General features: G+C 46.9%; 15 protein-coding genes. 4 read left to right on the top strand and 11 right to left on the bottom strand.

Annotated features, from left to right (window positions below; all coding sequences use genetic code 11):
- Position 1 precedes the first annotated feature (1 nt).
- On the top strand, positions 2-1,252 hold the full coding sequence (locus FD977_RS08110; RefSeq protein WP_215304830.1) for a M48 family metallopeptidase: 1,251 nt from the start codon (positions 2-4) through the stop codon (positions 1,250-1,252).
- 22 nt (positions 1,253-1,274) lie between these two features.
- A complete protein-coding gene (gene rsgA / locus FD977_RS08115) occupies positions 1,275-2,288 on the top strand; it encodes a ribosome small subunit-dependent GTPase A (RefSeq protein WP_215304831.1) in 1,014 nt (337 codons plus the stop codon).
- Here the strand turns inward: rsgA and FD977_RS08120 are convergent.
- The 6 genes from FD977_RS08120 to rpsP all read right to left on the bottom strand — a co-directional run bounded on the left by FD977_RS08120 (position 2,233) and on the right by rpsP (position 6,191).
- Positions 2,233-3,192, bottom strand: coding sequence for a CobD/CbiB family protein (locus FD977_RS08120; protein ID WP_215304833.1), 960 nt, complete (start codon positions 3,190-3,192; stop codon positions 2,233-2,235). The two genes, rsgA and FD977_RS08120, sit on opposite strands and share 56 nt — an antisense overlap.
- Positions 3,189-3,926, bottom strand: a complete 738-nt coding sequence (locus FD977_RS08125; protein ID WP_215304835.1) for a CoA pyrophosphatase — start codon at positions 3,924-3,926, stop codon at positions 3,189-3,191. The genes FD977_RS08120 and FD977_RS08125 overlap by 4 nt, the downstream gene beginning before the upstream one ends.
- 66 nt (positions 3,927-3,992) lie before the next feature.
- Positions 3,993-4,391, bottom strand: a complete 399-nt coding sequence (gene rplS / locus FD977_RS08130) for a 50S ribosomal protein L19 (RefSeq protein WP_215304837.1) — start codon at positions 4,389-4,391, stop codon at positions 3,993-3,995.
- 126 nt (positions 4,392-4,517) lie between these two features.
- Positions 4,518-5,264 carry a tRNA (guanosine(37)-N1)-methyltransferase TrmD gene (gene trmD / locus FD977_RS08135; RefSeq protein ID WP_215307104.1) on the bottom strand — a complete coding sequence of 249 codons (747 nt, stop codon included), beginning with the start codon at positions 5,262-5,264 and terminating at the stop codon, positions 4,518-4,520.
- Positions 5,265-5,288: 24 nt separating this feature from the next.
- Positions 5,289-5,852 (bottom strand): ribosome maturation factor RimM, encoded by a 564-nt coding sequence (gene rimM, locus FD977_RS08140; protein WP_215304847.1) that lies wholly within the window; start codon positions 5,850-5,852, stop codon positions 5,289-5,291.
- Positions 5,853-5,945: 93 nt separating this feature from the next.
- Positions 5,946-6,191 (bottom strand): 30S ribosomal protein S16, encoded by a 246-nt coding sequence (gene rpsP, locus FD977_RS08145; RefSeq protein WP_011902362.1) that lies wholly within the window; start codon positions 6,189-6,191, stop codon positions 5,946-5,948.
- 252 nt (positions 6,192-6,443) lie between these two features.
- Between rpsP and FD977_RS08150 the strand changes: the two genes are divergently transcribed.
- The gene (locus FD977_RS08150) at positions 6,444-6,968 is read left to right on the top strand and encodes an META domain-containing protein (protein ID WP_215304849.1); all 525 of its coding nucleotides are present in this window, start codon (positions 6,444-6,446) and stop codon (positions 6,966-6,968) included.
- A gap of 26 nt (positions 6,969-6,994) precedes the next feature.
- Positions 6,995-7,441, top strand: coding sequence for a hypothetical protein (locus FD977_RS08155; RefSeq protein ID WP_215304851.1), 447 nt, complete (start codon positions 6,995-6,997; stop codon positions 7,439-7,441).
- A 55-nt stretch (positions 7,442-7,496) separates the two neighbouring features.
- On the opposite strand, the gene FD977_RS08160 is transcribed toward FD977_RS08155, so the two are convergent.
- From FD977_RS08160 to FD977_RS08180, 5 genes are read right to left on the bottom strand one after another with little or no spacing between them, the layout of a single operon-like run.
- On the bottom strand, positions 7,497-9,284 hold the full coding sequence (locus tag FD977_RS08160; RefSeq protein WP_215304853.1) for an acyl-CoA dehydrogenase: 1,788 nt from the start codon (positions 9,282-9,284) through the stop codon (positions 7,497-7,499).
- A 52-nt stretch (positions 9,285-9,336) separates the two neighbouring features.
- Positions 9,337-10,272: an electron transfer flavoprotein subunit alpha/FixB family protein gene (locus FD977_RS08165; protein WP_215304855.1), complete on the bottom strand. Its 936-nt coding sequence runs from the start codon at positions 10,270-10,272 to the stop codon at positions 9,337-9,339.
- Positions 10,273-11,022, bottom strand: coding sequence for an electron transfer flavoprotein subunit beta/FixA family protein (locus tag FD977_RS08170; protein WP_215304857.1), 750 nt, complete (start codon positions 11,020-11,022; stop codon positions 10,273-10,275). It lies immediately after the preceding gene.
- A gap of 58 nt (positions 11,023-11,080) precedes the next feature.
- Positions 11,081-12,733 (bottom strand): acyl-CoA synthetase, encoded by a 1,653-nt coding sequence (locus FD977_RS08175; protein WP_215304859.1) that lies wholly within the window; start codon positions 12,731-12,733, stop codon positions 11,081-11,083.
- A gap of 55 nt (positions 12,734-12,788) precedes the next feature.
- Positions 12,789-13,709, bottom strand: a complete 921-nt coding sequence (locus FD977_RS08180) for a histone deacetylase family protein (protein WP_215304861.1) — start codon at positions 13,707-13,709, stop codon at positions 12,789-12,791.
- Positions 13,710-13,790: the final 81 nt, after the last annotated feature.

A 13,790-nucleotide genomic window follows, 5' to 3' on the forward strand; every position in this document is an offset into this window, starting at 1 on the left:
CATGACATTCACAATTGTTTTTCTAATCGCCTTCATCGCCAGCTTTGGTCTACGCCACTGGTTATCCCAACGCCAAATTCGGCACGTCGCTATTAATCGCGATATGGTGCCTGCTGAGTTTGCATCCCAGATCTCTTTGGCCGAGCATCAAAAGGCTGCAGACTATACGATCGCCAAACTACGCCTGGGTATTTTAGAGAATGGTGTTAGTGCCATTATCTTGATCGGCTTCACACTCTTGGGTGGTTTACAGATTTTAAATCTATCGCTTCTACAGCTATTGGGTGAGGGCATTGCTCAGCAAATGGCTCTGCTGATATCCATCGTCTTGATCTCCGGAATTCTGGATTTGCCTTTCTCTTGGTACAAACAGTTTTACCTAGAAGAGCGCTTTGGTTTTAATCGCATGAACGGCAAACTCTTTTTTAGCGATATGTTCAAGGGCTTGGGAGTTGGTGGCGCAATTGGCGTTCCCCTCCTCTGGGTCATCCTTAGTCTAATGGCTCAAGCAGGTGATTTTTGGTGGCTGTGGGCTTGGGGTGTAATCACTGCATTTAGTTTATTAATGCAGTGGATATTTCCGACCTTCATCGCACCGATCTTTAATAAGTTTCAAGCGCTAGAAGAAGGACCACTGAAAACCCAAATTGAAGCTTTATTAAGCCGCTGTGATTTTGCTAGCCAAGGTTTATTTGTGATGGATGGTAGTAAGCGTAGTGCGCACGGCAATGCATTTTTCGCAGGCATGGGTAAAGCAAAGCGTATTGTCTTTTTTGATACCTTGATTGAGAAGCTCAATCCCGGCGAAGTAGAGGCCGTCTTGGCTCATGAACTGGGTCACTACAAGTGCAACCATATCCGCAAGCGTTTACTAGTCTCATTCGCCATGAGCTTTCTGACATTTGCACTCTTGGGATGGATTAGCACCCAGCCATGGTTCTATAGCGATCTGGGTGTGATGCCTAATCTAAATGGTTATAACGGTGGTTTGGCTTTAGCGCTCTTCATGCTCATTGCGCCAGTATTTAGCTTCTTCCTGACACCGCTATCCAGCCTGGCATCACGTAAGCACGAATATGAAGCAGATGGTTTTGCTGCAGATAAATCTTCTGCGAGTGATTTGATCTCCGCTTTAGTCAAACTCTATCAAGACAACGCATCGACCTTAACGCCAGATCCGATCTATACCGCTTTTTATAGCTCGCATCCACCCGCTCCATTGCGCATTGCTAATCTCAAGCGATTTAACTAGGTAATCTGGAATTGTTTAATTAATGGAACAATTTCATGCACTACTGACTGCCTCCTATGGAAGGCATTATTTAGCGCAGCGCTTAGTTAAAGACGAGCACGGAAATGAATCCCCTGCCGGTGAATTGATTCAAGTCAGCACTCCGGCAAAGCAACATATTGGCGCCGTGGGTGACCGCATGTTGCTCGAGATGACTTCGATTGACCAAGCGCGGATTATTCGCATCGAGACACGAGAAAATTTACTCTATCGATCCGATGCTTTTAAAAGCAAACTCATTGCTTCCAATGTTGATCAAATATTAGTCGTGCTAGCTACGCAACCAGCCTTCTCTCCCGATCTTTTAGGAAGAGCGGTTGTTGCTGCTGAGACCAATCAAATTGGCCTGCATATCTTGCTGAACAAGTGTGATCTTAAAGATAACTTGGAACACGCTCGTAAGATCATTGCGCCTTACGCTCTTATGGGCTATCCCGTTACAGAAGTTTCCGCCAAGTTTGATGAGGCCTCCATCGAAGCATTGCGCCCTGCCATTTGCGGGAAAGTATCTGTGTTCGTCGGTCAATCTGGCATGGGAAAATCCAGCCTACTGAATGCCTGGGTTCCCAATGCAGCAGCGATTACCCAAGAATATTCAGTACGTCTAGATACCGGCAAACACACCACCACCGCTTGCCGCTACTTTGAGCTACCCGAAGCTTGGGGGCGTGATGCGAGTGGCAAACTAGGCGCTTTAATTGATTCTCCAGGCTTTCAGGAGTTTGGCTTGGCACACATGTCGGTGAGCGAGCTAGAGCATGCCTTTAGAGAGTTTCATGATCTGCTGGGGAAGTGTCGCTTTCATAACTGTGCGCACCAATCAGAGCCAGATTGTGCAATACGAGAAGCTGTCGACAAAAATGAAATAGCGCCAGAAAGACTAGCGCTATTTAGGCAGTTACGTTCCGACTCAAAAACCGCCGATACGCAAATTCAGGGTATTAGCCAAGCCAAAGAGCGATGGTCAGCATTAGCAATAAAGCCATCCAAGCGATAACTAAACGCCACACCAAGCCAACGGCAGAGCGCATGGTGCGCTCATTTGGCTCCTGACCCACTTCGTAAAAAACAGGTTCACCAGCTTCAGCCATACGTAAAGCTTCATCACTATCTGGCTCACTCATGGGCTCACCCAAGCGAACACCTAAGGCGCCACTTCCAGATGCCAAGATTACTGCTGATAGAGAGTCAGACCATTTACTGGTCAGGTGACGCCATGCGTAGACAGCACCTTCGAAGTTACCCACAATCGCAAAGCCCATTGCAGTGATGCGTGCAGGCACCCAATCTAATACGTAGAAAAAGTGGCGTGCTGCTTCACTCAAATTAAAGTCGCCTTTTTCTGACCAACGCTGAGCAGCAGTGTCAGCTAAGCGATACAACACTACGCCTGCAGGGCCCATGGGCATTAAGAACCAGAACAACACACCAAATACATGGTGGTGTGAGCCAATAATGGCACGCTCAAGTGCAAGTGAAATTACTTCAGTCTCGGTGAGCTCAGAAGCATCTAATTCAGGGCCATACCACTGCGCCAGTGCTAAGCGAGCTGCTGGCAAATCATGGTTTGCAATCGCTTCGTGAACCAACGTGAAGGAGTGGCTAAATTGGCGAAAGCCAAAAAATAGATAGGCAATTAATACGTTCCAGAGGAATCCCAGAATTGGGAAGGTCACCATGAAAACAACATACAGCACGAAGACCAAGAATGTTGGCAGAATGAACGCCACCAAGCAGGCCATGCGCGCACCTACAGGACTTGCACCTTGCTCAGTCTTGCCACCGAATTCACCAGCGACCCAATCAAGCCAGCGAGCGCTCATACGCGTGATCCAATGGCTCGAGGTTACTGGGCGATATTGCTCAGCAATGAGGGCGAAGAGAATAGAAAAGAAAGTCATACTTTTAATAAATGGTAAAGGTTACGTAACATTCCAGCAGTAGCACCCCAGATAAAACGATTCTCATAGGGCATTGAATAAAACCGACGACTACCCTGATCACTCTCCCAGACCCGCACTTGATGATTTGCAGGATCCATTAAAAAATGTAAAGGCACTTCAAAAACATCCGCCACTTCAAATGCATCTAATGCATATTCTGCCTGAGGTTTTACCAAGCCCACAACTGGCGTCACACTATAGCCCGAAACCGTTAAATATTGAGGTAAATGGCCAATGATCTCGACCCCCTGTGGGTCCAAACCGATTTCCTCTTCACTTTCCCGTAAGGCAGTGTGATTAGGGTCTGAATCACTCGGATCCATCCGCCCACCTGGAAAGCTAATTTGACCAGCATGGTCGTGTAAATGATCTGTTCTTTGGGTCAGCAACACAGATAGCCCATCCCTCTTTAGAAGCAAAGGGATTAACACTGCTGCCCGGGTCACTTTTCCGGCGGCCTGACGCTTGGAAATAATATCTGCAGCGATCACATGTCGATTCTCATCAGTAATCTCTGGCTGCCAAACAGGCGGATTCTGAAAGCGATGCTTTAGCTTGAATGGGTCTAAATAATGCGCAATTACTTTGGGCTGATCCGTACAAACCTCATGAATTGGAATTGCCTGCGCATCAAAATTCAATGGCGTAGCAATACTCAATACTGGCTCCTGGGGTTTGAAATTCTTTGGCATGTGTTTTTATTTTAGGACAATAAAAAAGGCAGCCTAGGCCGCCTTCTTTTTGGATTAAAGCAAACCTTATTCCGCTGCTGTCTCAGCAACTGCCTTGACTTTGCGAGCAGGAAGTTTTTCTTTAATACGTGCAGACTTACCTGAACGATCACGCAAGTAGTACAACTTCGCGCGACGTACATCACCGCGACGCTTCACTTCAATGCTAGCGATCAATGGTGAGTAAGTTTGGAATGTACGCTCTACACCTTCGCCAGATGAAATCTTGCGAACGATAAAGCTGGAGTTCAGTCCGCGATTGCGCTTAGCAATCACAACGCCTTCAAAGGCCTGGGTACGCTTACGTGTACCTTCAACTACGTTTACGCCAACAACGACTGTGTCGCCAGGAGCGAAAGCAGGAAGTACTTTGTTAACACTTAAGCGAGCAATTTCTTCTTGCTCAATTTTTTCGATCAAATTCATTATTAATCCTTAAACATCTTGTCAGCGTTTAATCCCGAGACTTTCATCAACGGACCAGACAGAGGATGCAGTTAAAACCATTTCGCTAAATCAAAACACAAACACTTTATTCAAAACCGTAATTACTTACAGCGTTCGAAGAAATTGCTCATCTTCTTTACTTAGCAACCCATTAGCTCTTGCCGATTTAATTAAATCAGGTCTAAGCCTTAGCGTCAGCTCCAAAGACTTCTGCCGACGCCAGTCCGCTATTTTAGCGTGATGTCCGCCTAAAAGCACGTCCGGAACGGATAAATTTTCATATATTTCAGGGCGTGTGTAATGCGGATGGTCCAAAAGGCCATTTATAAAGCTGTCCTGGACGGCAGACTCCCCATCACCCAAGGCACCAGGAATGAGGCGAATGACGGCATCCATCATGGTCATAGCAGGTAATTCCCCGCCAGAAACCACAAAATCACCCATTGAAAGCTGTAAATCGACATTTCGATCAATGAAGCGCTGATCAACAGCCTCATATCGACCGCAAATAAAGGTGAAATTGCCATGGTTCAGAATGTCTGTCGCTATCTTTTGAGAAAAGACCTCTCCTTGGGGGGCAAGGAGACAGATTGGGCCAGAAATGACATTTTCAGACTGGTGCGCCGCTTTAACAGCAGATATCGTATCTTCCAGCGGCATTGCCATCATGACCATGCCCGGACCACCACCATATGCCCGATCATCCACTGTCTTGCGAGGGTCAGGGCAATAATCTCGAGGATTCCAGAGGCTGATATTGGCAAGGCCTTGTTCGCAAGCGCGTCCAGTGATGCCCCACTGCGTTAAAGCGGAGAACATTTCAGGGAATAAGGTGACTACATCAAAGCGCATATGGGAGATCAATGACTTTTCAGATTACCAGTCGGATTGCCAGTCTAGGGTAATCAACCTATTGGGCAAGTCAACATTTTGCACTGCTTCTTTTACAAAAGGCACTAACTGTTTTACCGTTTTAGTTTTCGCATCGCCAAGAGCAATGATTCCATGAGCGCCGTTATCGTTGACATCAAGCACCTCACCCAGACTCTCGCCCTGCAGATTGATTGCTTTACAGCCGATCAGATCAACCCAGTAATAACTATCGCTATCTGTCTTGGGAAATACCTCACGCGTAACTAAGATGCGAGCACCTTTTAAGGCCTCCGCCTGATCGCGGTCAGAAATACCATCCAAAGTAATCACTACCGTACCGCTATGCATTTTGGATTGCTTCACCTGATACAAAGTCAACGAAGCCTGCTCGTGAGATGTAGTAACACCCGCACTCCGACGAGGAATGAGAGATAACCACAATTCTTTGCTAGATAAGAGGGCTACTGGATCGGAAGAATGAGGGCGAACCTTAATCTGACCCTGTAAGCCTTGAGCGTCTTGGACTGCACCGAGCTCAATCAAATCATTTAGGGAAGGTGTATTCATATTGAAGCCACCTCAAATCCCCAAATAACACTACCAGTAAATTCTGCTACCAAAGACTTTATCGCGAAGAGAGAGTCTTTAGAATTGAAGTCTTTAAACCGCAGGATTGTTTTTGATCAAACGAACTACAGTTGGAGAGATCTGCGCGCCAACACCAGTCCAATAGGTCAAACGATCTTGGGCAATGCGCATTGCTTGCTCTGTCGCTGCTGCCTGTGGATTGAAGTAACCAATACGCTCGATAAAGTTCGAGTCGCGACGATTGCGCTTGTCTGTAGCTACGATGCTATAAAAAGGGCGCTTCTTTGAACCGCCGCGTGCCAGTCGAATGACGACCATACTTATTCCTTAAAATCTAAAATGAAAACAGGTTGAGTACAACCCAATGAAATTACTACAAAATCTTGGGCTCCAGCTAAAGCGCAAATTAACAAAACAAATGCACGGTATAGCGGAAAACCTCATATTCTAGACGAAAACCCCTACTTGATCCACCTATTTAAACGAACATCTCTTTAGCTTCAACAGTAGAATGGTATCCAGTAAATCATAAAATTATGATTAAAAACAATAGCTTACAGAAATATTACCATGAAAATAGCCACTTTTAGACCATCCAAAGGCCCCTTAAAGCGCTTTTTTCTCACGCTTTCTTGTCTCGGCCTAGGTCTTTTGACGGCCTGCGCCAATGTCATTCCACCCTGCAATGCCAAAACCAGCCCTCCAAGCAGTGAGTTTCGAAATACTAAATGGGAGCTGGTTCGCTGGAATCTTGCACCTAACAGCAAAGGTGAAGTGCGTACCCGACAAATTCCCCAGGGTGACAACAGCAACCCCATCCAAATCATCTTTGATGCCAACGGTGAGCGGATTAGCGGGTCTACTGGCTGCAATCGCTTTACTGCACGTATTAGTGAAGATGCCAGAGGCTTTACGCTAGACCAAATCGCGAGCACAAAGATGGCTTGCACTCCCCAACGCATGGAATTAGAAAATGATTTTCTCTACGAATTAAATGATTACCGCTCGATTATTCGCAATGGTGATCAACTGCTAATCATAGGTGCAGATCGCGAAGTCCTCAGTTTTATGCAAAAAAGCAATTCATCAAAATAAAAAATGGTTCACTACTGAAAGTCTGAATGAAAAAATACAAACTCCTATTCTGCTCACTTGGATTATTTTTTCCTGGAACTGGCTTGAACTGTTTTTATTTGCAAGGATTGAAATCCTTCTGGGGTTGGGCACAACTACTTTCTTTTATCGGCGGAATTGCTGGATGGCTCATTCTGAAAGAGGCGCACTTTCAATCTGCACCAGGTTGGGCGCTTATCATCTTCGGCTTTATCACCCTTGAAGCCAGTTGGTTGACCACTATCACTTATGGCTTGCGCGCTGATGAAAAGTGGGATGCCCAATTTAATCCAGGTCTAGAGCCTAGTAGAGCAACTCAGTCTGGTTGGCCGGTTGTGCTGACCGTGATTTTTTCTTTGGTCTTGGGTGCCGGTGTGATGATGACCTTCTTAGCAATTGCATTTGAACAATTCTTCATCTCCCAACTTCAAGAAGCAAGAAAGCTATCTCAGTAATGCGGATAGCTTTTTGATCAACAACTGTTGATAGTCGGCGAAAGTTATTTAAATCTTAAAACTGCTCCGCTGTCAGCGCATTAGTAGATTGGCCACTCTCTAATATCGAAGTTGCAAGAGCTTGAGATTGTGGCAATAGATTTTCTGCAAAGAAGCGTGCAGTTGCAATCTTGGCGCCATAGAAATTCGGATCTCCTGCACGCAACTCTTGTGCGGCTAGTAAAGCACGTGCCATTTGCCACGCTCCTAACACCAAGCCACATAAACGCAAATAAGCAAAACTACCCGCATACACTGCTTTGATATCTGTTTTTGCATTAGCCACAATGTAAGCTACTGAAACTTCGAACGCTTCACGCGCGGAGGTGAGCTGCTTCAATACCGCTTTTGCATCTGCAGTGCCACTACTTGCTAAATCTTTTTCAGTTTGCTGGATTCTTTCCGAGAACAGTTTCGCAGTTACTCCACCATCACGCACTGTCTTTCTGCCAATCAAATCATTTGCCTGAATCGCTGTGGTGCCTTCATAAATGGTCAGGATACGAGCATCACGATAGTGTTGTGCTGCGCCCGTCTCTTCGATAAAGCCCATACCACCGTGCACCTGAACACCCAAGCTTGCAACCTCAATCGACATCTCAGTTGAGAAACCTTTCACAATCGGCACCAGAAATTCATATACCGCTTGATTCTCCTTGCGAGCGACCTCATCAGGCGAGGCATGCTGTGCATCATAAGCAGCTGCCGCGTAATACGCTAAGGCTCTAGATGCCTCAATGTAGCCACGCATGGTCATCAACATCCGCTTCACGTCTGGCTGATGAATGATGGCTACGGGACCTGGAGAGCCCTCTAGATCACGACTCTGAACACGGTCTTTGGCATACTGCACCGCTTTTTGATAGGCGCGCTCTGCAACGGCAATACCCTGCATACCCACTGCAAAGCGGGCCGCGTTCATCATGACGAACATATATTCCAGGCCACGATTTTCTTCACCAACTAAGTAGCCAGTTGCGCCACCATGATCGCCAAACTGCAAGACTGCAGTTGGGCTGGCCTTAATACCCAGCTTGTGCTCAATCGAGACACAGTGCACATCATTACGCTCACCAAGTGAGCCGTCTGTATTTACCAAGAGCTTGGGCACCACAAATAAAGAAATACCCTTCACGCCCTCTGGTGCATCTGGTGTTCTGGCTAGTACGAGATGGACAATATTTTTTGCCATGTCGTGCTCACCATAGGTGATGTAGATCTTGGTAGCAAAGACTTTGTATGTGCCATCAGATTCAGGGACGGCGCGCGAACGGACCATCGATAGATCGGAACCAGCTTGAGGTTCAGTGAGGCACATGGATCCAGTCCATTCTCCCGAGATCATCTTAGGGATATAGCGCTCTTGTAGCTCGGGGCTTGCTGCAGTTAACAAGGCTTCAATCGCACCATCGGTCAGCATGGGGCATAAAGCAAATGAAAGACTTGCAGTGTGCAGCATCTCAAAGCACGCCGTGGCAATCAGTTTTGGCAAACCTTGACCACCAAACTCTGCAGGGTGCACGACACCTTGCCAACCTGCTGCAGCAAATTGCTCAAAGGCTGCTTTAAAGCCAGGAGAAGTGGTGACGACACCATCCTTCAATGAGCTAGGATGTTGATCACTAGGCCAATTGAGAGGCGCTACAACATCTTGATTAAATTTGGCAGATTCTTCCAAAATCGCCGGGGCTAAATCTACATCAGCGCCAGCCTCAGCATAAGAGGGATAGGAAACAACTTCAGATAGCCCTGCTAGTTCGTTCATCACGAACAGCATGTCTTTTACTGGAGCTACATACGGCATAGGTATTCCTATAGATCAGAAGTGGGGATAGTTACAGAGATCTCTTAAAGCCTTAAGCAAGTAAGTTAGTTAATTCAGGGACAGCGATATTAAGGTCTGCAACTAAACCATAATCAGCAACACTAAAAATGGGTGCCTCAGGGTCTTTATTAATCGCTACGATTACCTTAGAGTCCTTCATGCCTGCTAAGTGCTGAATAGCACCAGAGATACCAACGGCAACATACAACTGCGGAGCCACGATCTTACCTGTCTGACCTACCTGATAGTCGTTTGGAACATAACCTGCATCGACTGCAGCGCGAGATGCGCCTAGTGCTGCACCAAGCTTGTCGGCTAAGGGCGCAATAATTTCTTGATACTTCTCACCAGAACCTAAGCCACGACCACCAGACACAATGATTTTGGCGGCAGTAAGTTCGGGACGGTCTGACTTTGTGAGTTCGCGGCCTACAAAAGTCGATCCACCAGAAACTTCAGTAGCAGCTTGCTTTTCTACTACAGCTGATCCACCACTTGCAGCAACGGGATCAAAACCAGTAGTGCGAACGGTAATGACTTTAACTGGGTCGGCAGATTGCACGGTAGCAATCGCATTACCCGCATAAATTGGACGCTCAAAGGTATCGGATGAAACAACCTTAGTGACATCGGATAACTGAGCTACATCTAACTTCGCGGCAACGCGTGGTAAGACATTCTTACCGTTAGCAGTTGCTGGAGCCAGGATGTGACTGTAACCACTGGCAATGGAGAGAATCTGTGCGGCTAAGGGTTCAGCGAGTTGATCGGCTAAAGATGCAGCATCTACTTGAATCACTTGACGCACTCCAGCGATTTGAGCGGCGGCAGAAGCGGCAGCATCAGTACCGCTACCAGCCACTAATACATCCACCTCAGGAGAGCATTGGAGAGCTGCAGCTACTGCATTGAGCGTAGCTGCCTTCAAAGATTGATTGTCGTGTTCAGCAATAACGAGTGCGGCCATTTAAATCACCTTCGCTTCATTTTTAAGTTTATCTACCAAAGCTGCCACATCAGCCACCATTACGCCAGCAGAGCGCTTTGGCGGCTCTTCTACTTTGAGGGTTTTGAGACGTGGGGCAATATCAACGCCAAGCTCTTCAGGCTTCACGATTTCTAAAGTCTTCTTTTTAGCTTTCATAATGTTTGGCAAAGTCACATAACGTGGCTCATTCAAACGCAAGTCAGTAGTAATGACTGCGGGCAGAGTAATCGCAATAGTTTCCAAGCCACCATCTACCTCACGAGTCACATTCGCTTTACCGTCAGCAACTACTACTTTAGAAGCAAAAGTTGCCTGTGGGATATCCATCAAGCTAGCTAACATCTGACCTGTTTGATTGCTATCGTCATCAATCGCCTGCTTACCCAAGATAATGATCTGAGCCTGCTCTTTTTCAGAAAGCGCCTTGAGAATTTTTGCAACGGCTAAAGGCTGTAATTCAGTATCGGTCTCTACCAAGATGGCACGATCTGCGCCAATCGCTAGTGCAGTACGCAGTGTTTCTTGGCATTGAGTGGAGCCAGCAGAAACGACTACTATCTCAGCAGCAACGCCAGCCTCTTTTAAGCGAACCGCTTCTTCTACCGCGATCTCATCAAATGGATTCATACTCATTTTGACGTTTGCCAGATCAACACCGGAGTTATCTGATTTCACCCGAATTTTAACGTTGTAATCAACAACCCGCTTTACCGCCACTAAGATTTTCATGCTGGATCTCTATTTTTTGAGTAACTCTTCTATTTTATCCGCCCAACGCTATTTAGGGCTAGACGTCGATTGCTGAAGCCGAGCCCGCCTGCTTGCGAAGTTCAAACTTCTGAATCTTGCCAGTAGAGGTCTTGGGTAACTCACAAAACACAATGGCTTTGGGCACCTTAAAGCCAGCTAGATGCTGCTTGCAATGGGCAATGATGTCAGCGGGTGTAACCTCCATTCCAGGCTTAATTTCCAAGAAGGCGCAAGGCGTTTCTCCCCACTTAGGGTCTGGCTTGGCAACTACTGCAGCAGCCATAACAGCTGGGTGGCGATACAGAACATCTTCAACCTCCACGGAAGAAATATTTTCGCCACCAGAGATGATGATGTCTTTGCTACGATCCTTCATCTTCACATAGCCATCGGGGTTCATCACTGCCAAATCACCCGAATGAAACCAACCACCCTCAAAAGCCTCTTTACTTGCCTTCTCATTTTTAAGGTAGCCCTTCATGGCAATATTGCCCTTAAACATAATCTCGCCCATCGTTTCGCCATCAGCAGGAACGGGCTCGAGAGTTTCGGGGTTAAGCACAGCAATCGCCTGCTGTAGGTGATATCGAACGCCTTGTCTCGCATTGAGGCGAGCCCTCTCACCAATATCAAGGTCATTCCATTCATCTTGCTTAACACATACCGCTGCTGGTCCGTAGGTCTCCGTTAATCCATAGACATGCGTTAAATCAAACCCTAGCTTTTCCATTCCTTCAATGATGGATGCGGGAGGTGCAGCGCCTGCGATCAAGCCTTTTACGCCTACCGGCACCCCTACTTTTAATTCGTCAGGAGCATTAACTAATAGGTTATGCACAATGGGTGCGGCGCAGTAATGGGTGACGCCGTGATCTTTAATGGCGGCAAAGATATGCTGCGCATCTACTCGACGTAGACATACATTAATGCCAGCGCGTGCCGCTACCGTCCACGGAAAACACCAGCCATTGCAATGGAACATCGGGAGCGTCCAGAGATAGGTGGGATGCTTACTGATATCCCAGTCCAAAATATTCGAGATCGCATTGATCGCTGCACCGCGATGGTGATACACCACCCCCTTTGGATTACCAGTAGTGCCTGAGGTGTAGTTTAGGCAAATGGCTTGCCATTCATCTGCAGGGACTTGCCAGGCGAACTGAGGATCGCCTTCAGATAAGAACTTTTCATAAGTGAGTTTGCCAAGCTTTTCACCAGGGACATCAAACTCTTTTTCCTCGACATCAATCACCAGAAACTCACGACCGCTTTCTTTCTTGGCAATCTCAAGGGCTTTTTTCATCACTCCCGAAAATTCGGGATCTACGATTACGACTTTTGCTTCACCATGATTGAGCATAAAAGCAATTGATTCAGGATCAAGGCGGGTATTTAAAGCATTCAATACCGCACCCGACATTGGAATTGCAAAATGTGCCTCAACCATGGGCGGTGTATTGGGCAACATCACGGCAACCGTATCACCCAGGCCAATGCCGTATTTTTGTAGGGCACTTGCTAAGCGACGACAGCGCTCATAAGTCTGACCCCAAGTCTGACGGAGCTTACCATGAATCACCGCCAAGCGATCTGGGTAGACTTGGGCGGATCTCTCCAAAAACAATAAGGGGGTAATCGGAGTGTAGTTTGCGGGATTACGCTCTAAGCCCTGCTCAAAAATATTAGCCATGCGTTCCTTGAATATGGATCTTCTCTGTTTCTAGATTTCTGGAGTCTGACTGCAATTAAATATCAGCAAGAGCTTTGACATGCGCCACCACACTACGACCCAAAGCAGACAGGTTGTAACCACCCTCTAGGCAGCTGACGATACGACCCTGAGCGTATTGGCTTGCAACGCCTTTTAACTGCTTGGTAATCCAGGCGTAGTCATCTTCTACCAAACCCATCTGACCCAAATCATCTTCACGGTGAGCATCAAATCCCGCAGAAATGATGATGAGCTCAGGCTCAAAATCTCTTAGGCGTGGTAACCATTGTTCTTCCACTATGGAGCGCACCACATCACCATGCGTAGATGCTGGAAGCGGAACATTCACCATATTACTTGCTCTATCTAAGCCGCTGTATGGATAAAACGGATGCTGAAAGAAACTGCACATGAGCACATTAGGGTCATTAAAAAATGCTGCTTCAGTACCGTTGCCGTGGTGAACATCGAAATCAATGATGGCCACGCGCTCGATACCGTATGTCTCCATCGCATATCGCGCTGCTACGGCAACGTTATCAAAAACACAAAATCCCATTGAGCGGGTTGGCTCTGCATGGTGCCCTGGAGGGCGAACTGCGCAAAACACGTTTTCAACTTCACCCTTCATTACCGCATCAACACCCGCAATAGCAGCACCGGCCGCACGTAGCGCAGCACTCCAAGTATGGGGGTTCATAATGGTGTCACCATCGAGCATAAAGTAACCGCTCGCTGGTGAGCGCTCTTTAACGAAGGCAACATGATCTGGGCTATGAACCAACTCTAGCTGCTCTTCAGTTGCCAAAGGAGCATCGAGGTGGTGTAGAAAGCGATCAATGCCACTTCGAATTAATTGATCATTGATTGCCTGAATACGCTCCGGGCACTCAGGATGATGGCTACCCATCTCATGTTTCAGAAAATCGGGGTGAGTTATGTATCCTGTTGTCATTACTGGAAATCCTCAATAGCAAAACTGTAGTTTTTATAATCTAATTTAATTTGCCAACTCTTCAAAAACCCATCCTCATAT

This window comes from Polynucleobacter sp. AP-Elch-400A-B2, assembly GCF_018688355.1.
Classification (GTDB): domain Bacteria; phylum Pseudomonadota; class Gammaproteobacteria; order Burkholderiales; family Burkholderiaceae; genus Polynucleobacter.

Excerpts from the sequence above, each read along its gene's own strand:
- FD977_RS08110 (WP_215304830.1), top strand. The coding sequence starts at position 2 with ATGACATTCACAATTGTTTTTCTAATCGCCTTCATCGCCAGCTTTGGT.
- rsgA (WP_215304831.1), top strand. The coding sequence starts at position 1,275 with ATGGAACAATTTCATGCACTACTGACTGCCTCCTATGGAAGGCATTAT.
- FD977_RS08120 (WP_215304833.1), bottom strand. The coding sequence starts at position 3,192 with ATGACTTTCTTTTCTATTCTCTTCGCCCTCATTGCTGAGCAATATCGC.
- FD977_RS08125 (WP_215304835.1), bottom strand. The coding sequence starts at position 3,926 with ATGCCAAAGAATTTCAAACCCCAGGAGCCAGTATTGAGTATTGCTACG.
- rplS (WP_215304837.1), bottom strand. The coding sequence starts at position 4,391 with ATGAATTTGATCGAAAAAATTGAGCAAGAAGAAATTGCTCGCTTAAGT.
- trmD (WP_215307104.1), bottom strand. The coding sequence starts at position 5,264 with ATGCGCTTTGATGTAGTCACCTTATTCCCTGAAATGTTCTCCGCTTTA.
- rimM (WP_215304847.1), bottom strand. The coding sequence starts at position 5,852 with ATGAATACACCTTCCCTAAATGATTTGATTGAGCTCGGTGCAGTCCAA.
- rpsP (WP_011902362.1), bottom strand. The coding sequence starts at position 6,191 with ATGGTCGTCATTCGACTGGCACGCGGCGGTTCAAAGAAGCGCCCTTTT.
- FD977_RS08150 (WP_215304849.1), top strand. The coding sequence starts at position 6,444 with ATGAAAATAGCCACTTTTAGACCATCCAAAGGCCCCTTAAAGCGCTTT.
- FD977_RS08155 (WP_215304851.1), top strand. The coding sequence starts at position 6,995 with ATGAAAAAATACAAACTCCTATTCTGCTCACTTGGATTATTTTTTCCT.
- FD977_RS08160 (WP_215304853.1), bottom strand. The coding sequence starts at position 9,284 with ATGCCGTATGTAGCTCCAGTAAAAGACATGCTGTTCGTGATGAACGAA.
- FD977_RS08165 (WP_215304855.1), bottom strand. The coding sequence starts at position 10,272 with ATGGCCGCACTCGTTATTGCTGAACACGACAATCAATCTTTGAAGGCA.
- FD977_RS08170 (WP_215304857.1), bottom strand. The coding sequence starts at position 11,022 with ATGAAAATCTTAGTGGCGGTAAAGCGGGTTGTTGATTACAACGTTAAA.
- FD977_RS08175 (WP_215304859.1), bottom strand. The coding sequence starts at position 12,733 with ATGGCTAATATTTTTGAGCAGGGCTTAGAGCGTAATCCCGCAAACTAC.
- FD977_RS08180 (WP_215304861.1), bottom strand. The coding sequence starts at position 13,709 with ATGACAACAGGATACATAACTCACCCCGATTTTCTGAAACATGAGATG.